A 20,888-nucleotide genomic window follows, 5' to 3' on the forward strand; every position below is an offset into this window, starting at 1 on the left:
CCGAGACGATCCAAATCTTCAGGGGCCAAGCCTTCAGGGGATCGTATATACTGCTATCTCCCGCTCAATGCCGCGCAGCGAGACCTCGTGGGGCACGGGCGTCAGCGCCTTCCTGTGCAACAGATCGGCGGTGAGATTGTCGTCGACCACCGCCCGAGTGGCGAAGATCGCCTGTGCGTTGGCAAGGTTCTGGACCCGCGAAGCAATGTTGACCGTCTGGCCGAAATAGTCCTGTCGGTCGTTCATAGACACAGCAATGCAGGGGCCGGCGTGGACTCCGATCTTGAGCAGCAGATCCTCGCGCCCGCTCTTGTCGTTGAGCGTACGCATGGCATCGCGCATCCTGAGGGCGGCAGCAATCGCACGATCAGGCGTCACGAAGGTCGCCATCACCGCATCACCGATCGTCTTCACTACCGCGCCTGCCTCCGCTGCGACGATCTCGTGCAGAACCTGGAAATGCACGCGCACGAGATCGAAGGCTGAAAGGTCGCCCACCCGCTCGTAAAGCTCGGTCGATCCGCGCAGGTCGGTGAACAGGAACGTCAGGCTGGTGATCTTCAGGCGCTGGTTAATGTCGAGTGTATCCGTGCGATAGAGATCGCGGAATGTCTGGTTGGTGAGCAGGCGCTTGGCGGTCAGGAAGGGCCGGCGTTTTCCCAGGAAATCATGCAATGCCTGGCCGGCTATGAAGACCGTCGGCAGCACGCGGGTGTCGGTCCTGTTTTCCAGCGAAATGCGCAACGGGCCGGGTTGCATCTCCAGCGTCTGGTTCTGGACATGGTCGCGGTCGAAGGCCAAAGAGAGGCTCCGGCGCTCCTTTGTTGGTTCGCCCTTCCCGTCGATGAACTGCGCTGAATGGGTGACCGGCTCGAAGACGATGATGAATTCGGACGGAAGCTGTATGGGCAGAACCGCCTTTTCACCGGGCGCAAGCTCGATATCCTCCAGCGAGAACGCTTCCATCTTTTCCGCGAAATCCTCTTCCGGCAGATCGACGCCGGACGCCCAGTAGATCTGGCGGAAATATTCCGCCACCGGCAATTCGTGTGGATTGTGGGCGGCAATCCTGCGCACGCGGGGACTGACGGTGAATGTCACCTCGACCATCTCGTCGAGGGTGGGCGAATAGCCCTCGGAGCACAGCGCGCAGGTGTATTCGTCCTTCTGCAGGGTTTTCAGCGTGGCGTTGGTGTCGAGCACGCCGCCACAGCCGGGGCACAGAACATTCCAGGAAATGTCGAAGATGCCCACCCGCGCCGCATGGAGAAAGGCGCTTATGGCGCGCTCCTCGTCGAGGCCATGCTTGCTGGCGAAGGCTGGCGCATTGATGCGGCAAAGTTCTCGGTCCTCGCCCTCCGCGATGGTTCGCTTGATCGCGTCGATCGCCTGTGGATCGACATCGGCCGATTGTCGCAGAAGCGAGAACAGATCCTGAGCTTCGTTCATCGTGCAGGTTCCGGAAAATGCGCCCCGAGGCGGGTTGACCGGACCGGTCTTTGGTCCGAGTGCTCCATCTTACTTCGAAACAGATCGTACGGCCATTCGAATGGATAAGCCTGGTGACCGTCCAATTTCCATTCGGCGGATTTTCACCGGCCGCAAGCAGCACTATGATGGTCCATGGAGCATTCATCTTTGGGATTTTCTCCCATGCCGACATCCAACAACCCGCCATTTCCCGCGGCCCTGCGCCTTTTCTCTGCGGTGGTCATCATCGTCCTGATCGTAGGCGCCGGCCTGTTTTTCGTGCCTGTTCTGGTCAAACCGGGCTGGCCTTGGGCCGTCACGCCGTTCAATGCGCGCTTCCTCGGTGGCTTCTACACCGCCGAAATGGTCGTGATGGCGGCGCTGCTGGTCTGGAATCGCTGGTCGCCCGGCAGGCTCGTGCTCGTCATGGCCTTCATCTTCACCGTGATCGTGTCGGTGGCTTCGTTCATCAATCTCGGTTATTTCAACTTCGAGCGCAAAGCGCCCTGGCTGTGGTTTTTGGTCTATCTTGCTTCGGTCGCGGTATCCGGGCTGTTCCTGTGGCGGGCCAGGGCCCGTCCTTCTGCAAAAGGCGTGACCTTAAATCCCGCATGGCGCGGCTACATGCCGGCGGAATCCGCGATCCTTGGGCTCTATGGCGTCGGCCTGTTGCTGTTTCCCCTGACATTCAGTGGCATCTGGCCATGGCCGATCGATGCCTTCCACGCTCAGGTCTACAGCGCCGTCTTCCTCGCCGGTGCGGGCGGTATATATCTGGTCTGGAGAAGCGCGCCGCGCGAGGAACTGCTGGTGCTCGGCTTGGCGCAGTTTCTGGTTGGCCTGCTTGCCATCCTCGGCGTCGCCATCACCGACGCTGCGGTGCACCGGATCGACTGGACAGCGACCGGGACATTGTGCTGGCTCGTCCTTTTCGGCTGGATCGGCATCAGCGGCGTCTTCAAACTCTACGCCGCCTCCCGGTATTTTAGCTCGCAATCGGCATCATAGGTTGCAGAGACGGCTGGATTTTCAGGTGACGTCCGGTGCATCGTACCGGGCCGATTGCCTTCGCCGGGAACGCCATGACCAGCACGACCTCGCCACCCTCCGAGAAAATCCAGCCGCAGCTCCGGTCCGTCCGGCCAAGCGATGCGGAGGCGCTTTGCGCTATCTTCAACATGCCGGGCTTCCGCTGGGGCACGCTCAGGATGCCTTTCGAGATGGTGGAGCAGGTGGCGCGGCGTATCGCCAAGTCCGGCCAGGAAACCACCTGGATCGTTGCCGAGCTGGACGGCAAGGTCGTCGGCCATGGCAGCCTGGTCGTGCAGGGTTCGCCGCGCCGTTCGCATATCGGCGAGATCAATATCGGCCTTGACGATGCCTTTGTCGGCAAAGGTATCGGCTCCGCCATACTTGGCGCGCTGCTTGACGTAGCCGACAACTGGCGCGCCCTGAAGCGGGTCGAATTGACCGTCTATGCCGACAACGAACCCGCCCTCCGTCTCTACAAAAGCCACGGCTTTGAGGTCGAAGGCCGGCATGTGAAGGCCGGCTTTACCGACGGGCAGTACCACGACCTCCTGAGCATGGCCCGCCTGCGGTTTTAAGATCCGCTGGTTTGGCCTTAACTGTTTAGCCAACCTAACAATTCGTGCCGAGTCGGCGAACAGGCGGTTGCTTATGGAGAACTCCGTAGGAGACGGTCATTTCGGCTCACACCATCTTGATCGAGTTGACGATCTATGTGTGGGCCGGCCGCATCCAGCAAGTCTGGTCTCCCTTGGCGTTTGCACCGCAAGCGGCTAGACGGGACCAATGACCGCCGTCCTTGACCCAACGCCTACGCCTCCGGTGGAAATTCTGGCTGTGCTGTCGCTGCTCTGCCCGGAGGTCGTGCGCGACATCGAGCAGAACTGGAATGCACCGGTTTCCGATTACGCCCGCCATCTGTGGCGGCCGGTGGCAAGGCCTGCATCGGCCCCGGCGATCGCTGCCCGATCGATCCTGCGCGAAGTCTTGCATCAGCGCCTTGGTGTGATGATGCAGCCTGACGAGATCGGCAAGACCCTCGACGAGTTCGAGTACAGACCGGTGATTCAGTCCGGCCTGCACTGCCTGCTTCTGATGGACCGGATCACCTTCGATGCCCTCCTGCTTGCCTGGCTCGGCGCGGTCGAAAACGGGCTGTCGGCCTTCTTCGGCTTCATGGGAACGACGATGACCATGGAGACAATTGGCCGGGAGGGGCCGGGATGGCTCGATGTCGGCGACGACAAGGTCAACCTGTTTGGCATCGGGCGCCACAAACTGTGCCGCAAAAGCGCCTGCGTGGCCGGTCCCGTTTCCCTCAACAAGCGCGCGCTTGAGGCGGTGGGCGATGAAACGGATGCCAGCCGCTGGCTGGGCACACTGCTTGCCAGCCAGGACAAGGTGTTTGGAACCGCCGCCGATGCGCTGACAGCCCTCAACGAGGATCTGGTCGCCAATTGGGATCGTGCCGGCATGGCCCTGCCGGTTTTCATCGATGATCGGCTCGCCGCGGCTGCCATGGCACGGCATCTAGAACATGACGGCAGCCTTCTTTCCAGGCTGCTCATTGAACCCGCAAGACGCCAGCGTCTCGAACATGCCTTGCAAGAGGCCGCATCGAGCCCGTTTGGCAGATTCCTGCCCAATGCCACGGACTATTTCTGGGGCATCCGCGAGGAGCGCGTGCGCAAGCTCGTCCTCGAGAACGGGCACCTGATCGAGCCTGACAGGCCGCATGGTCTTTTAATCCCGTTCGAGCGGCTGCATCTCAAGCAGAGGCTGCTGGACGGCGTGCTGCTGCCGAACTTGTTCCTGACGTTCCTCGTCCTTGCCATATTGCCGCGCGTGCGGGTCGTGGGCGGCCTGAGACAGATTGGCTATGTAGCGCTTTTCCACTCGATCCTTCTGGCCGTGCTAGACGAAAACGCGCCGGAAGAGCGCGATCTGGCCGCTGAGCTGCAGGTTCGGGAAAATGCCTGGGGCATGCGGGTCATCGATGAAAAGATCTCGGTCCGGGAGCAGCTTGCCGGCCTGCCGGAAGGGGCGCTCTTCCCGGACCTGCTCCGACAATACCGTTTGTGGACATTTGCCGAGACGACCGACGACCTGAAACTGGTTCGCGAAAACGCCCGATGGCGCAAGATCGGCCGGGCAGAGATCAAGCCGACCTGAGCCTCACTTCAAGCCTTATTTCAGGTTGATTTTCTGGTGAGCAACCGCAAGCGACGGCGACTATCGGTGAGCCTCTGGCGTCTGGTCCGGCCGCTTTCCTTGACGCTGATGCGTTTTGGGATTTCGACGACGGCTTCCGCCTCGACAGTCATATGGCTTGCCTGAGAGCCGTCTGCAGTTCAAGGCCTGACCTGACATGGCCTCACCTGTCATTGCACGACACCGGCCTTGCGGAACCCGTCCACAGCGAGTTCGAAATCGGCAATGACTGCTCTATCATGCTTTCGGACGTTCGACACTGTCACGCCGAGCGGCCGCTCTGGGTCAAACTTTGCCGTTTAAGGCGGCGCCCCGGAACGGGCAACTTGCGCCATATCCGGACCTTGCCAGTGATGCCGTGAATGTTAAGTCTCGGCTCCGATGCGGACGTTCCGCCCGAGTTCAAAGACTGACCGCGACCGTTCTGTGGCCTTCGCATCGACAGCGCCAATAAGCTGCGTCCCACATCCTACTCCTTGCGTCCATGGAAGGGTCGTTGTGAACCAAGCCCTACTGCCCGGGCTTGTGGGAAAGCCGATCCAGCGCGTCTCGAAGCGCAGTGGCGGCATCGTCACGCTCGTCAGCGGACATCAGCTCCGGTTCAAGTTCCAGCCTGAAGTGCGGCAGCTCGGTTCGAACGGCGTGACAAGCGCCGGCTAGATTGGCCTTCAGATCGATGACGCGGTAGGTGGCGACGGGATAGGCGATCCCCTTGACCTGGACATGCCCCATCTCCTCACAGTCGATCGTGTTCTTCACTTGCGCAAACGTCTCGTAGGAAGTGAGGACGGTCCCCGGTGGCGCCTCCTGTTCCAGGCGCGAGGCGAGATTCACGGCGCCGCCGATTATCGTGTAATCCATCCGGTCCTCGCTGCCGAAGTTACCGACAGTGCAGTAGTCGGTATGGATGCCGATGCGGCAGCGCAGCGGTGTCTCAATTCCAATGTCACGCCAGATTTCGGCAAGTTCGCTCATCCGCTTTTGCATGGTGAGAGCCATCTGCACACACGCCAGCGCGTCCTCCTTGACGCCGCGCGTCTCAGGGTCGCCGAAAAACATCAGGATCGCGTCGCCGACATATTTGTCGATCGTCGCGCCGTGATCCGAAGCAATTTTCGACATTTCCGTCAGATAGTGATTGAGGAGCTGGGTGAGATCCTCGGATTCCATTTTGTCAGTGGTCTCGGTAAAGCCGGCGATATCGGAGAAGCATATTGTCAGTTTCTTCCGCTGGCTGGCGATTCTAACGTCTTGGCGGCCGGCGAATATCGAGCTGTACACTTGCGGCGCCAGGTATTTGGCCAGCTTGTTGGAAAGCGCCTCGAGAGCCGTGGATTTCTCTGCGAGGTTCTCCTCTCGTTGCTTCAGCTCAGTGATGTCCGAATAGACCGCGACCGTGCCGCCGGCGGTGATCCGCCGCTCGCTTATCATGATCCATCGCCCGTCGCCTCGCCGCTGCACCCACGGTTCGCCTGGGTTGCGGTGCCGGGAGAGCCGCTCGGCGACCCATTCCTCGAGCCGCCCCTCGGCATCCTTGATGTAGCCGCGCTCAGCGGATCGGCGAATAATGTGCTCGAATGTCGTGCCGGGCATCAGTTCGATCGCAAGGTCGCTGTAGAGCAGTTCGCGGTAGCGGCTATTGCTGAGGACAAGCCGGTCCTCCCCGTCGTACAGCGCGAATCCCTCGGAGATACTCTCGATCGCATCGATGAGCCGTTGGCGCGCCTCAGCGACATCGCGCAGGTTCTTTTCCTCGACCTCGACTGCGGTGTCCCGGAAGAGCCTAAGCGCTTCGGCCATCCGGCCGATCTCGTCGCGGCCCGCGGCAGGCAGCGGCGCACGAAGATCGCCGCCGGCGATTGCGAACATGCTTTGGCTCACCTCTCCCAGACGGGCGAGAAGGCTACGGTCGACATAGAGCCAGACAACCAGAACGGAACTCAAGAGGGTGAGAAAGGCGGAGCCAAGGACAACTCCGGTACCGTAGCGCTGGACCGTCGCGGCTTCGAGACCGGACGCGGTGATCTCGCGGTCTGCCGCGGCGACCAGGCGATCGACGGCAGCGGTGAGACTGCGCGACAGCCGATTGTTTTCGGCCAGAAGCTTTTCGCCCTCTGCGAGCACTGCTAGCTCGTCCTTGCGCGCCTTCGGGATGCTGTTCCCGCCGTCGATCAATGCCTTGAACTCGCCGACCCGCTGTTGGAAACGGGTTCGCAGCCTCTCGTCGATCTCGGTGGAAACCGTGTCGAGAACGGCGAGCGACCGGCGCAGCGGAAACAGGATCAACGTCAGATCGTCTGGCGTTGGCGCGTCCGTCGTCTTGACCAGCACGTCATTGACCGCCGATATCTCCTGCTGCGCTTTCTGCTGCGGAATGTAGGCCGCAATTGCCTGGACCAGGTCGGCCGCCGCCGCCGCACCGCGATCCGGCGCGAGCGACGTGTCGGCTGTAACCGCCTGCCATTGCTGGAGCTTGGAATTCATCACGAGGATACCGGGCGCCACAAGACGCTGGCTTGCATTTGTCGTAGCCGACAAGCGGCGTAACAGTTCTTCTTTGCGCGCCACCACTGTGAGGCGGGCGACAACAAGGTCGTCGAGGGCGTTGAGGTTGCGCCGCAGACCAAGAACTGCAGCCTCGATCTCAGCCACCACCGCGGTGCTAAGCGTGGCACCTTTGAGTGCGGCAAGCAGTTCCTCGAGGCGCGTCATCTCGACCCCGACCGCGGCGGAAACCTCGCCGTGCTGAGCTTTGCTGGTCGAAGTAAGTACGGCGGGCGCAGAGGCGGCTACCCGCTCTGCCTGGCGCGACAGCTGGAGGGACGCGAGCGCCAACGGTACCCGATCCTTGGTGATGCGGTCGACGACCTCTCCTACCTGGAGGAAGGCATAGAGAGCGGCCGCTGTCGCGAGTACGGCGAAGGTGCTGATGCCGAAAAAAGCGAGCAACAGACGGCCACGTATGCCGAAGCGTTCAAGCATAACGGCGACACATAGCTCTGAACGGTCCAGCTAACTCGATCTCCATCAGCTGTCTCAAGCGGCGACGGCATCGGCGGTCCTTATTCGACCGGCACGTACTCTCCACCTCGCCAGACGTACCATACCCAGTTTTGGCTCGTGAGATCGCCCTTGTTGTCAAAGTCGATACGGCCCAACACAGTATCAAATTGATTGCCGCGCAGCGCCGCTATCACGGCTTGGAGCTCTAGTGAGCCGGCCTTGTCCACTGCCTGCGACCAGGCCTGGACGGCGGCGTAACTGAGCAGCGTGTAGCCTGCGGGCTCGAAGTTTTCAGCCCGGAACCGCTCGACGACCGAGGCGGCTTCGGGATTTCGGCGAGCGTCCGCGGGGAACGTGAAGAGGGTACCCTCAGCCGCGGGGCCGGCGATCAAAGCAAATTCCTCGGTCGCCATGCCATCGCCTGAGACTAGCTGAACCGTGTAGCCGCGGTCGCGCGCAGCGCGAACCATGAGTGCGACCTCGGCATGATATCCGCCGACATATGCCACGGCGATGTTCGCAGCCTCTAGCGCAGCGATCTCGGCCGAATAGTCGTTCTTCGCGGGTGTGTATTCCTCGTAGATCGCTTCGACTACGCCGCGCTTGTTCAGCTGTTTTCGAGTCTCGTCAGCAAGACCCTTTCCATAAGTGGTGCCGTCATGAAGGATCGCAATCTTGCTGTTGCTCCAATGCTCGGCCAGGTAGTTGCCGGCCACGATCCCCTGCGTGTCGTCGCGACCAATGACTCGAAAAACGTTGGCGCGGCCTTGTTCAGTCAACAGCGGATTGGTTGATCCTGGTGAAATCTGCAAAACGCCCGCCGCCTCGTACACCTTCGATGCTGGGATCGAGGCTCCAGAGCAGTAGTGCCCGACGACGAGCACCACACCATCACCCACCAGTTTCTGGGCTGCGGCGACCGCTTGCTCGGGATCACAGAAGTCGTCGGCCGTGATGAGCCTCATCTGCTGGCCGAGTACGCCACCCGTCGCATTGATGTCGGCCACGGCCATCTCGGCGCCACGCTGCGCCTGCTCGCCGAACCAGGCGAGCCGTCCCGTCATCGCAGATGAAACCCCAATCAGCACCTCCGCCCGCGCGGAGCTGAACGCGGCCGCGAGAACTAAGATCGCCATGGCGATGATGCGGTGCATGTGTGCACCCCCTTAACTGTAGCTTACGCCAATCCCGTCAGAGCCGACAGCCCCTTCGGCAAGCGCGGCTGTCTCGGCGGCGTTCGCGGATCCGACAACTATTGCGCCTTCAACAATGCCTGCCCGCAGCGCTCTGCCACCGGACCCACACTGATCGCTCGATGCCCATTTGCGCTGCCGCTTGCCGGTCGACGACTATCGGTGCATCCTTGCGAATAGCCTGGCCGTGAAGTGCGTGGCGAGGTCACGCCGGGACGGCCTCTAGTGAGGTCTTGTTCGATGGACTGCTCGGGCTGCGGTTTCGAGGTTGAGGGCGGTTACGCCTTCTGTCCGAGGTGTGGCAGGCGCCAGCCCGTGCCATGCGCCAGTTGCGGCTACCCCTGCGCACCTGATTTCGAGTTTTGTCCGAAATGTGGGGCAAACGTCGGTGCGCCCGCAAAAGTCGTCGAACGGCCTGCTCCGACACCAAGCCGGACCATTGTGCCGCCTTCTCGAACTCCATCGATGCTTCCGGACATCGAAAGCGAAGAAGGGCTGCATCCCTTCTCTGACGCCGATCGCCGGACGGTAACGGTCCTGTTCGCCGACCTTTGCGGCTTCACGACGCTCAGCGAGCAGCTCGACCCCGAGGTCATGCAAGCGCTGCAGAACAAACTGTTCAAGGAATTGACGGCGGCCGTGCGAAACTTTGGTGGTTTCGTCGACAAATTCATCGGCGATGCACTGCTCGCGTTGTTCGGTGCGCCGGTCGCGCATGAGGACGATCCCGAACGTGCGCTTCGCGCCGCTCTCGACATGATCGCCCGGACGGCGCGGCTCGGCGAAAGCACCCCCCACTCCGGCTCGCCTCTGTTGCTCCACATCGGCATAAACACTGGTCCGGTCGTTACTGGCGGATTGGGCATCGGCACCGCCAAATCCTATTCGGTGACCGGCGACACAGTGAATACGGCGCAACGCCTGCAATCGCTGGCCGCACCGGGTGAGGTGCTGGTAGGCGAGCTCACTCACAGACTGACCCGGCATGCCTTCTCTTACGAGTCGCTGGGTGATGTCGTGTTTCGCGGCAAGGCTGGCAGTGTGCTCGTCCATCGACTGGATGCACCGCTTGCGACGCCGCGTGCAGCGCGTGGGCTCGAGGCGCTCGGCCTCAGTGCGCCGATGATAGGTCGTGGTGCGGAGCTCAGTAGAATGATGGCGAGCCTTGACCAGGCGTGCAGCGGCTCGGCCCAACTCGTCCGCCTCGTCGGAGAAGCCGGTATCGGGAAATCGCGGCTGGTGAAGGAGTTCGTCGCCCGCGTCGGCGACGAGGATCGTTTTCGCAACGTCGCCGTGCGGCTGGCCACGTGCTCACCGCTGGGCGAACAATCATTTGGCGCCTTGGGCGCAGTGGTGCGCAGCGCTGCCGGGATGATGCAAAACGACAATGGGGACGAAATGCGGGGGAAGCTCGCAGGCTTGCTTACCGATCTCGGCCTGCAGGGCGAGGAGGCGAAGCGGCTGATGCCTTTGCTCTACCATGTGCTCGGCCTTGGCGACCCCGATGCCACCTTGCAGCATGTCGAACCCGAGCAGCTGCGGCGGCAAATTCTCTACGCAGTCCGCACAATCATCGAACGGCGGCTTGCGTTGTCGCCGCTGTTGATTGTCGTCGAAGACCTGCACTGGGCCGACGCCGTGTCGCTTGAGGCACTACGTTTCGTGATGGACAGGTTGGAGCGCACGCGGTTGATGTTGCTGGTCACGCATCGTCCGGCGCCGGATAACGACCAGCTCGACTCAAGTCGGGTCAGTCACACAGCGCTCAGGCTTCCGCCGCTCAGCAGTGATGACGGACGCAGCCTGCTGGCGGCGCTTTTCGGCGAGAGCTGGGTAAACTCCGCAGGAGGGCTTCTCGACCAGATTCTCGAGCGCGCGGGCGGCAACCCCCTTTTTTTAGAGGAGATCGTTCGCGGCCTTATCGATCGCGGTGTACTGATGCGAGAGGGCCAGCGATGGCGGACTGTGGCAGGCGAAGTCGCAACCGGCATCCCCGCCACTATCCAGGCAATGTTGCTTGCCCGCGTCGACCGGCTGCCCCAAGAGGTGCGCCGGTTGGCCCAGGAGGCCGCGGTAATCGGCCCGCGCTTCGATGCCACACTTCTGAAAACTGTGACAACCGACCCCGGCCGGCTCGAAGCCGGCTGCGAACTGCTTTGCGATGCGGAAATCATCGAGGAAGTTGCCGGATCAGGCTCGGTCTCGTCGCAAAGCTACCGCTTTACGCAAACATTGCTGCAGGACGTGATCTACCAGAATCTACTCCTGCAACGGCGGACCGACATCCACGGGCGGGTCGGAGCTGCCTTGGAGCAACTGTGCGGCGACAAGCCGGAGCGGCTCGAGGATTTGACCGTGCTCGGTCATCATTTCGCACAGAGCGCCGAGCGGGAGAAGGGCGCGCATTACCTGCAGGCGGCGGGCGATCGCGCTCGCATGATATACGCCAACGACGACGCCCTTCGTTTCTACGAGCGAGCACTGACTGCGTTGGGCGCGATCGGGCAAACACCGCTCAAACTGGCAATTGCAGAGCGCATTGCCGATTTGAGCGGCCCGGCAGGCCGCCGCGAGATCGCGCACCACCATTACGAAACGGTGTTGCAGGTATACCGCGAGTCGGCCAATCGCGTCGCGTCGGCGCGAGTTTTACGCAAGATCGGTCGGCTGCTCTGGGACGTCGGCAAGCGGGACGACGCAGAATCCCGCTATGCTGAAGCGGCAGCGCTCCTCGATGGAGCGGATGCCCCGATCGAGCAGGCGCATCTCTGGCAAGAACGTGGCCGACAGGCGTTCCGTAGCGGAGATCACGCTCTCGCGGCAAAATGGGCAGACGCGGCGCTGGATTGCGTACGCACTCTGACAACGGAGCATGTCTCCGAGGTAGGGCGTGATGCCACCCTTGTGACCGCCGAGGCACTCAATACCAAGGCTGTTGCGCTGGCTCGCCTTGGGCGAAACCGTGAGGCCGTGCGTCAGGTTGAGCATAGCATTGAATTGGCCGAAGCCGCCGGTCTACTGGGCGCGGCCTGCCGCGGCTACACCAATCTCGGCGTGCTTTACACGACCATCGATCCGGCGCACGCGATGGAGGTCTGTCGGCGCGGTCTTGAAGTGGCGCGCCATATTGGTGATTTGGGTTTCCAGGCGCGCCTCCTCGCCAATCTGGCGGTCGCTTGTTGTACTTTCACGGATCGCTGTCCAACGGAGGGCGTACCTGCTGCCGAGAAGGCCATCGAGATCGACCGGGCGCTCGACCAGCGCGAGCACCTGCCGGTGCCGTTGATCGTGCTTGGGCAGATCCACCAGTGCAACGGGCGTCCGGAGCTGGCGGTTGGCTTGTTCCACGAAGCACTGGACGTAGCCCGCGAAACGGGCGAACCCCAACTGCTGTTTCCGTGCTATGATGGTCTTGCAACGCTTAATCTCGACCTCGACAATCTGGCCGAGGCCGAACGCTACTTTTCCCTGGCGCAGGGTATATGCGCCCAGCACGGGCTCGACCCGGAAGCGCTTGTGGTGCTGCCTTTTCTCGACTAGCCGGGGTTGGAGGTGGAAAATGTCCGCGCGTAGTGACTTGGTACCGCTTCAACCGGGCGACCGTGCGCCGAACTTGATACTCGACGCCATTACCCAGGAAGGCAAGATCGCGCTTGACGACTTTCGCGGCCAAAAGCCGGTGCTGGTCGGCCTGTTTCGAGGTCTGCATTGTGCGTTTTGCCGGCGCCATATCGCCGCCCAGGCGCGGCTTGATCCGGAGCTGCGCGAAAAGGGCGTGGAGAGCCTGACGGTGGTCAACACGCCAATCGAACGGGCGCGTCTCTATTTCCGCTACCATCCGATGCCGAATCTGCTTGCGGCCTCCGACCCTGAACGCGCTTCACATCGTGCTTTTGGACTGCCCAATCTCGAATTCACCCAAAACGAGACGAACTGGCCGTACAAGGTCTCGATGGCAGCGGCAAAGGATATGCGGGTCGATATACCAGGCGAGTTGCCCGGTCCTATGGACCCCATTGCGGCCAGCGAAATCCTTAATAAGAGGGACCATTACGAACTGACCGAAGCCGACGAGCAGATGATGGCAACGGGACACGGACAACTGGTCGGTCAGTTCCTACTGGATCGGCAGGGGATCGTCCGCTGGAGCTTCACGGAGGTTCCAGAGGGCGGGCGATACATGTTTGGGGCGCCAAGCCCGCAGGAGCTGATGTCAGCCGTGTCCCAAGTGGCCCAATAGACTTGCGAACGAGGTAAACGGGCGCGGCACTGAACAAAAAGCGGAACCAATTTGTTACAAATCTAACATTGGCCTCGACGAGCCAGAATGTACGGTCCTGGCAATGCTTTCTGTCGCCTCTGGACTAGCGATGTCCTCTGTGGATGGCTCCTGTATCGTGGGGTGGCTGCGACAGCACCCCTTCCAACCGTCAGAACGCTGTCGTCAACAACAACAATCTCGAAAGAGCGCGCAGCTGCGGAGCGTCTCGTCGATTGTATCTTGCGCATTGTGAGCGGGAATGATGACACTGACAAGCTCACCGTTCATTCGAGCACGGCCTCGATACGGGCAACAAAGTAATCGAGCGAGCGATCCCCGCGAATCTCGATCCGCGGAAGGTCGATGGGATCGCAATCGAGGTCCGCCGGCCCGTGTCTGCCGCCGAAGCCGATCCGATAGCCGCACTCCTTGGCCAGCCTGCCAAGCCGTCGGTCGGTGACCGAGAAGGGTGCCGCGAACGCCGTGGTTGGCCGACCGGTCCACCGTTCGATGAACATACGAGAGCGCAGGAGTTCGGCGGCCAAGTCAGAGCTCGACAGACCATCGATCGCGCGATGCGTCGCCAGATGGCTTCCGAAGAACGCACCTTCGCCGGCGAGGCGTCGCACTGTCCTGGCGTCCATAAGCTGCGTCGGCGGGCCACTGTAGGCGTCCCACTGTGCACTTTCACCCACCAGGTCCGTCACCAGGAACACTTCCGCGGTCAGGTCGTTCGCGCGCAAGGTCGGCCAGGCATGGTCGGCAAAGTTCTGGAAGCCGTCATCGAAGGTGATGAGCACTGGGCGGCCAACGAAAGGCTGACGGTTGGCGATGAACCATTCCAGCTGCTCGGACCTAATCGCGTGAAAGCCATTGGCGCGCAGCCATGCCATCTGGCTGGCGAATGCGGCGGGCGTGAGCCGAAAACGGGCGAGCGCGGCTGGACCTTCATCGGAGACGCTGTGATACATGAGGACAGGGATACGCTGTCGCCGCTCGCTACGTGCGACGTCGCGGCGCAAGGCCCGCGCCCCGCCCCAGACGATTTTCCGCGCGACCCCGATTTCGACGGGCGCGCGGATTGGCACGTGATCAATCATCGGTTCCGTCGCCACGTCGCCTGGTGACAGGCGGCGGAAGCGGTCTATGCGGTAGAGCTCGGTCTGGATCGATTGCTCGAGGACGAGGCCGTCGGTCGCTGCCAGCGTCTCTGAGATCGCTTGTGCACCGAATGTGTTCCAGTCGAAGCCCGTCCTTTCGATATTGTCACGTAGCACGAACGCGTGTGCGCTGATGAAACTGCCGCCAGGCGCCAACGCCTCAACGAGTTTTTTGGCGATGCGCCGCAACTCGGCGAGATCATCCAGGTAGTAGAGCACTTCCGAACAGACGATCAGATCCATCTCACCCGGCAGCGTGTCGGCGGAGAAATCCAGTACGCCGAACTCAACGTTCGGCTGATCGCCGCATCGCGCGCGCGCCCGCCCGATGGCTACGGCGGAGATGTCGGTTGCGGTCAAATGGCCCACCCGCGGCGCCAGCTGACGCGTGAAGTGGCCCTCCGCGCAGCCCAGCTCAAGCGCCCGTCCGATGGGACCGACAGGCAAAATTTCGAGCTGCCGCTCATATTTTTCCTGCTCATAGGGCGAGCCGTAGTTCCAGGGATCCTCGGTCGCGAAATGGCGATTCCAGAAAGACGTGCGATCATTGTCGTGCCCATCCGCGGCCCGTGCACGGCGCGGCGCTGCAAGAGGCTCTTTAGTTTCGGCGCTCGACCCAACCAGCGCCTGCGCTTCCGCGGCCAATCCCGCGAGTTTGCCGAAATGGCTGTCCCGATCAGACCGGCGTCCCGCTATGGACAACAATGCCTCGGCTGCAAACATGTCTGACTTGTCGGCACCGACGCCCTTTTGCGGTGCATGTACAGGTGATCGCCTCGCAAGCGGCGCGGCACTGTGCATAAGCCGCTCAGGGGGCACGAAATTCAGGATCAACTCAGTCCAATGACGCCTTGTCACTTTCCCGAGTACGCCGAACTGTACGAAAGCCTCGATCTGGCCATCCATCATCAGATAAGCATAAATTTGATCGATTCCTTCCGGAAGCTCGATCGAGGTCGGATTTCGAGCGTCGACGCGAATGCCGAGTGTCCGCGCCAGTTTGCGCGGCGCGGCAAGATCGTCGAAGTCGAGAAGCATTTGCTCGAGGTGATACTGGACGCGGCGACCCGCTACGGGATCGTCCCAGACCTTGCCGAGTTCGATGATTAATTCGGTGAGGGAGCCGCCGAACCTGTCCCACTTGGCAGCCAATTGCGCTGGCACCGATAGGCTTCCTGCCATAAGGCCATCGAAGACCACCTTGGCGATCTCACGCGCCCACTTACGTCCTGGCGGGAGCGCGCGCAGGGACTGCGGGTTGATCGAGCGCGAGCCGCAGCCGCAATCCGATGCGGCGTTCCACAACGCGAACCACGCGAGTGCTTCGGAAGCGGTGCGGCCGTTCGCCTCGATTGCTCCATTGGCGTGACCCGATGCTGGGTGTTTGACCCTGGGATCAGCAGAAAAACCGCGGGCGATCACGATTTCCGCATCTGCCAGCATCTGCGTCGAATTGCGGCTGAGCGAGTTGGGGCTGACCCGATGGAAAGCGAGCGGCGCGTCGACCATCACCCAATTTTTGCCTAGACGTGCGAGGCGCTGCCACAGATCCCAGTCCTCGCAGGTGCGCAGCGACACATCGAAACCGGCCAACTCGACAATTGTCTCCCGGTCGACCAGCAGCGCGTGAATGGCGATGGCACACCGGCGGGCGAATGTCTCGAAGGGCTGGATCGCAACCTCCGTTGCGATGCTCGACGGGGTGAGTTCGCCATCGGGCATCACGCGCCGAGAACCGCAATAGGCGGCGACCGCATCGGGCGCTGCTTCAAGTGCGGCCAGCATTTTCGCAAGGAAGCTGGCATCCACCCAATCGTCCGCATCCAAAAACATGAGCCAGTGGCCGCGCGCTGTCGAAATCCCGCTATTGCGCGCGCCGGCGGCGCTGTACGCGCAAGAGCTTAACGTCCGAAATCGGGCATCGTGCTCCACATAACCGGCGATGATCGCGGGGGTGCGGTCCGTGGAGGCGTCGTCGACGATGATCGCCTCCCAGTCCATTATTTCCTGATCGAGAAGGCAATCGAGTGCGCGCGCCAGCGTTACCTCCGCGTTGTGCGCAGGAACCACGATTGAAACCAAGGGATTAGGCGCCACGCCGTCTTACTCGCGCCCGGTTCGAAGGTAGAACAAGATGCGTCGATCTTTCTCGGCATAGGCCGTCACAATCGACGCCGATCAGTCCATCGACCCATCGTCTACCACGACTATATCCAGTATCTGGTAGGTCTGCCGGCGGATGCCGACAAGCGTTGCGCCGACGGTTTGCTCGGCATTGAGCATCGGTACCACACCGCCTTGCGGTAGCATTGTCCTGGATCATCGAGCTTTCGTTTTCTTCGGCAAGAGTCGGCGAATGTCAAAACCGGATGACGGCATCGGCTGGCAGCACTGCCCTGTCAAGATCGGGGCGAATTAGAGGCAGGCGAAAAAGACTTGAAGACAGGCCGAATGGCAAGCGCGCATGCCCGACGGCTTAGACTGAGGCCGATGCGCCGCGGCATTTCCTTTCCCGCATTTCATCTGCAAAAAGATGATCGCGGGCGAGACGCGAGCGTAAGCTGATCCGGATCGAGCCGCATGTCCAAATCTACCCGAATGGGGACGCACGAAACGACTTAAGCCGAGAAGATTCCGGCTTGCGGGTCGGCTATTTTGCTGACATGTTTATCAGTTGCTAAATTAGCGCTGTGACAATGTTCAAAAGAAGGGGCATGGGATGGCCAAGGAATCTTCGAGTACCGCTTCTTCGGCAAATAAAGCGGACGCAAATCTGATAAGTAATGCAGACGGAAACGGGCTGACCTTCGTGGCGGGCCAGGCTCGCGAGAGCGGGGCCCCCGGCGACGCTGTAGGTGTCGACAAGATACGTGATCTGCTGTTCGGCAACCAGATGCAGGACTATGACCGCCGCTTTTCCAAGCTTGAAGAACGGGTCTTGCAGCGCTTCAAGGATGTCGAATCCGAGGCCAAGCGCAATCTTGAAATGTACGAGTCAAATGCAAAGAAGCAGGTCGACTCGCTTGCCGCGCAATTGCGGAACGAAAAAGACGCGCGAGCCGACGCCGACAAGGAGATTGACCGGAATCTTCGCGAGCAAAATCAGGCGCTTGAAAAGCAGGTGCGCGCGTTGTCGGATCAGTTGAGCGAGCTTGAGCGCGAAGTTGCGGACCGGATAAATCGAAACGACCATTTGCTGCGTGAGGAAATCAAGCAAAAGAATGAAAGCATTCAGATGCTGATGGAGAAAATGTTTTCCGATCTCGGCAATGTCAAGACCGACCGAAATCTTTTGGCTGGCCTGTTTGTCGAGGTTGCAAAATGTCTAAATCAGGATCCCGTCGGCAGCAAGAGCAACTCGGAGCGTACCTGGAAAGTGAGTTGATCGGAACTTGACGTCGACCGTCGACCCAATCAGCCTTCCTCAAAGAGCAGCTTCGAACGATACAGAGATTGATCGCGAGGCTCTGGCTCGCCTTTTGATCGAAATTGCCCGGAACGTTGATCCGGACTATCGTGCGCGTCTCGACGGAATCCCAACCGCCGATCCTCGCATGGAAACGCTTCGCCAGTTGCTGGTCGGTCGCGAAATTTCGGAGCTTTCACGAGTTACGCACCTGCTCGACGAACCCGAGCAGCTTGCGGCTGCACTGGGGAGCGTTCTCCCCAGTGCAGCCGCACGTGCGCTTCATGCGCAACTCGGAGAGGCCCTTGCGCCGGCTGTCGAGAGGGCTGTGCAACGGTCCATCCAGAAAAGCCCGCGCACGCTGACGGATATATTATACCCGGTGTTTCTGCCGGCTATTCGCAAGTCGATCGGCGAAAAGATCGACCAAACCTTTCAGTCGCTGAATGAAACTTTAAGACATATATTTACTTGGCATGGGCTCAAGTGGAGATTTGAAGCTTGGAGAACGGGGGCAAGCTTCTCAGAAGTTGTTCTCAGGCATTCTCTTGTCTATCGTGTAGAACACGCCTTTCTCATTCACCGCAATTCCGGGCTTTTGATCAAGCATGTAACTGCCGAAAACGCAACCAGCGAAGATCCTCAACTGATCTCTTCGATGCTTAGTGCAATTCAGGATTTTGTAAAAGACTCATTTAACGAGAAAGAACAGAGCGGCCTGGACACTATTCGTTTCGGAGAGCTTCGTCTCTGGTCGGAAGTTGGACCGTTTGCGACCCTGGTTGCGGTGATCCGGGGAAATCCGCCGGAGGAATTACATGAAATAATTCGCGATGTATTGCTTCGCATCCATGATGAATACTCACAGGCTCTAGAGCAGTTTGACGGCGACAGTTCGCAGTTGGCCGGCGTAGAGACGCAGTTGCAGACCTGCGTTGAACTGAAGCAGGAGGAATCAAACCAGGGATTTCCGTGGCTGGTAGTGGCTGCAGTCCTGCTGGTTTTGATTCCCGCAGGCGGTTGGTTCTTTCTTTCCTGGCAATCCGGGCAACGCTGGCAGGCGTATGTGTCGCGCCTGGGGACCCAGCCGGGCATCATCGTTGCCGAACAAAAGGTGCGCGATGGCCAATTCTATATTGCCGGCCTGAGAGACCCGCTTGCCGCCGACCCGCAGTCGCTGTTGGCCGGAACGCAGGTCGATCCAACCCGCGTTCATTCACGCTGGCAATTCTATCAGAGTCTTGATCCGGAGTTCGTGTTGAAGCGGCTAACGGCGTCGCTGGTTCCGCCGGATTCAGTACGACTTTCGATCGTCGATCATCGCATCGTTGCCGAGGGTGAGGCTCCCGACACCTGGATAGATCGCGCACGCGCAGCGGCCCGACAGCTTTCGGCAGGCGGACCGGAATTCGACATCTCCAGAGTTCGTGATGTGAGCCCCGAAGCACGCGCGGCGGAGCACTGGCAGACTTATGTGTCGCGACTGGAGGCCCAACCGGGAATCATCGTCGTCCAACAAACGGCGAGGGGCGGACATTTCTATATTTCCGGCCTGAGAGACCCGCTTGCCGCCGACCCGCAGGCTCTGCTGTCCGGAACGGAGGTCGATCCCGCCCGCGTTCATTCGCAGTGGCAATTCTATCAGAGCCTTGATCCGAAGTTCGTCCTGAAGCGGCTGATGGTGTCGCTGACCCCGCCGAAATCAGTTCGGCTTTCGATCGTCGAGGACCGCATCGTTGCCGAGGGTGAGGCTCCCGACACCTGGATAGATCGGGCGCGCGCAGCGGCCCGACAGCTTTCGGCAGGCGGACCGGAATTCGACATCTCCAAGGTTCGTGATGTGAGCCCCGAAGCACGCGCGGCGGAGCACTGGCAGACTTATGTGTCGCGACTGGAGGCCCAAGCGGGAATCATCGTCGCCCAACAAACGGTGAGGGGCGGACATTTCTATATTTCCGGCCTGAGAGACCCGCAGGCCGCCAACCCGCAGGCTCTGCTGTCCGGAACAGGGGTCGATCCTGCTCGCGTTCATTCACAGTGGCAATTCTATCAAAGCCTTGATCCGAAGTTCGTGCTGAAGCGGCTGATGGCGTCGCTGGCTCCGCCGAAATCGGTTCGGCTTATGATCATCAAGGATCGCATTGTTGCCCAGGGTGAGGCTCCTGCCGCATGGATAGATCGGGCGCGGGTCGCCGCCCAACAGCTGTCCGCGGACGGACTCTCTCTAGAAATCTCCGAGCTGCGTGAGTTGACCCCTCCGCAACTCACTCATTCGAGGGAGGCTATTCAAGCGGTCAACATTTTCTTCGATTCTGGCAAGGCTGTACCGGGACCAGAGCAACTGCCGGTTCTCGACAATTTGGCGAATCAGTTGAAGCAATTGGCCAAGGACGCCCGCAACGCAGGCGTGACAGCACAGTTCATGTTGACCGGCCATTCGGACGAGACGGGCCGTGAAACGGCCAAATTGTCGATCAGCGCCGCGCGCGCGGAAACAGTTCGTGCGCTTCTCAAGAAGCGCGGCGTCGATCCGGAGTTGCTCTTGGTTCGCGGCGCGGGCACCTTTGAGCCAGCGGAGATTGAAAATAGCCGAACGGGGAACTCCGCCAACCGCAGAGTTTCGGTTACGGTAAACTTCCACTAGGGCGGAGCCCAGGAAATTGCAAAAGAAGATCTGCATGTTGGGCGGGTTCGCTGTCGGAAAGACGAGTCTGGTTCGCAGGTTTGTGCAAAGCATCTTTTCAGAAACCTACTTGACCACGGTGGGAGTGAAAATCGACAAGAAGAGTGTCGCATTCCCGGACAAAACCGTGGATCTGATTTTGTGGGATTTGGCCGGCGAAGACGATATCGGCTCATTCCGCGTCAGCTATGTGCGAGGTGCGAGCGGGCTCGTGCTTGTCGTCGATGGAACCCGCGCCGCCACTCTCGCCGTGGCGCTCACGTTGCGCGAGCGGGCCGAGGCTGAATTCGGCGCTATGCCGTTTGTATTGCTGCTCAACAAATCCGATCTGGCCGATCGGTGGGCAATATCGGATAGTGAAATTAACGAACTGAGGCAACTTGGATGGCAAATCTATCTAACAAGTGCGCTTTCGGGTGAACATGTTGATGATGCGTTTCGTCAGCTTGCTTCGATGGTCGCAAAATAGACC

Annotated in this window: 13 protein-coding genes; 8 read left to right on the plus strand and 5 right to left on the minus strand. The window is 60.6% G+C overall.

The genetic code is table 11. The features are described 5' to 3' along the window. Positions 1–33: 33 nt before the first annotated feature. The gene (locus NKH29_RS27435; RefSeq protein ID WP_352493869.1) at positions 34–1,449 is read right to left on the minus strand and encodes an adenylate/guanylate cyclase domain-containing protein; all 1,416 of its coding nucleotides are present in this window, start codon (positions 1,447–1,449) and stop codon (positions 34–36) included. A gap of 204 nt (positions 1,450–1,653) precedes the next feature. On the opposite strand from NKH29_RS27435, the gene NKH29_RS27440 reads away from it, so the two are divergent. From NKH29_RS27440 to NKH29_RS27450, 3 genes are all read left to right on the plus strand, one after another. After that, on the plus strand, positions 1,654–2,478 hold the full coding sequence (locus tag NKH29_RS27440; protein ID WP_352547379.1) for a hypothetical protein: 825 nt from the start codon (positions 1,654–1,656) through the stop codon (positions 2,476–2,478). A gap of 74 nt (positions 2,479–2,552) precedes the next feature. After that, positions 2,553–3,077: a GNAT family N-acetyltransferase gene (locus tag NKH29_RS27445; RefSeq protein WP_023716519.1), complete on the plus strand. Its 525-nt coding sequence runs from the start codon at positions 2,553–2,555 to the stop codon at positions 3,075–3,077. Positions 3,078–3,285: 208 nt separating this feature from the next. After that, entirely contained in the window at positions 3,286–4,671 is a 1,386-nt protein-coding gene (locus NKH29_RS27450; protein ID WP_353001022.1) for a hypothetical protein, read from the plus strand. A gap of 549 nt (positions 4,672–5,220) precedes the next feature. Here the strand turns inward: NKH29_RS27450 and NKH29_RS27455 are convergent. Together NKH29_RS27455 and NKH29_RS27460 are read right to left on the minus strand one after the other, a co-directional pair. Further along, positions 5,221–7,692, minus strand: coding sequence for a PAS-domain containing protein (locus NKH29_RS27455; protein ID WP_353001023.1), 2,472 nt, complete (start codon positions 7,690–7,692; stop codon positions 5,221–5,223). An 80-nt stretch (positions 7,693–7,772) separates the two neighbouring features. Further along, positions 7,773–8,867, minus strand: coding sequence for a branched-chain amino acid ABC transporter substrate-binding protein (locus tag NKH29_RS27460; RefSeq protein WP_352482327.1), 1,095 nt, complete (start codon positions 8,865–8,867; stop codon positions 7,773–7,775). A 279-nt stretch (positions 8,868–9,146) separates the two neighbouring features. Between NKH29_RS27460 and NKH29_RS27465 the strand changes: the two genes are divergently transcribed. Further along, entirely contained in the window at positions 9,147–12,446 is a 3,300-nt protein-coding gene (locus NKH29_RS27465) for an ATP-binding protein (protein WP_353001024.1), read from the plus strand. A 19-nt stretch (positions 12,447–12,465) separates the two neighbouring features. Then, on the plus strand, positions 12,466–13,146 hold the full coding sequence (locus tag NKH29_RS27470; RefSeq protein WP_023716514.1) for a redoxin domain-containing protein: 681 nt from the start codon (positions 12,466–12,468) through the stop codon (positions 13,144–13,146). 305 nt (positions 13,147–13,451) lie between these two features. On the opposite strand, the gene NKH29_RS27475 is transcribed toward NKH29_RS27470, so the two are convergent. Together NKH29_RS27475 and NKH29_RS27480 are read right to left on the minus strand one after the other, a co-directional pair. Continuing rightward, a complete protein-coding gene (locus NKH29_RS27475; RefSeq protein WP_352791325.1) occupies positions 13,452–16,424 on the minus strand; it encodes a trifunctional glycosyltransferase/class I SAM-dependent methyltransferase/polysaccharide deacetylase in 2,973 nt (990 codons plus the stop codon). An 81-nt stretch (positions 16,425–16,505) separates the two neighbouring features. After that, positions 16,506–16,637, minus strand: a complete 132-nt coding sequence (locus tag NKH29_RS27480) for a glycosyltransferase family A protein (protein WP_352791327.1) — start codon at positions 16,635–16,637, stop codon at positions 16,506–16,508. 409 nt (positions 16,638–17,046) lie between these two features. Between NKH29_RS27480 and NKH29_RS27485 the strand changes: the two genes are divergently transcribed. The 3 genes from NKH29_RS27485 to NKH29_RS27495 are packed head-to-tail and all read left to right on the plus strand — an operon-like array spanning position 17,047 to position 20,885. Further along, positions 17,047–17,712: a DUF3450 domain-containing protein gene (locus NKH29_RS27485; protein ID WP_031193285.1), complete on the plus strand. Its 666-nt coding sequence runs from the start codon at positions 17,047–17,049 to the stop codon at positions 17,710–17,712. Between the two features lie 7 nt (positions 17,713–17,719). Next, positions 17,720–20,377: an OmpA family protein gene (locus NKH29_RS27490; RefSeq protein WP_353001025.1), complete on the plus strand. Its 2,658-nt coding sequence runs from the start codon at positions 17,720–17,722 to the stop codon at positions 20,375–20,377. A 16-nt stretch (positions 20,378–20,393) separates the two neighbouring features. Continuing rightward, positions 20,394–20,885, plus strand: a complete 492-nt coding sequence (locus NKH29_RS27495) for a Rab family GTPase (protein WP_023716509.1) — start codon at positions 20,394–20,396, stop codon at positions 20,883–20,885. Positions 20,886–20,888: the final 3 nt, after the last annotated feature.

This window comes from Mesorhizobium sp. M1295, assembly GCF_040318135.1.
In the GTDB taxonomy this organism is placed as follows: Bacteria; Pseudomonadota; Alphaproteobacteria; order Rhizobiales; family Rhizobiaceae; genus Mesorhizobium.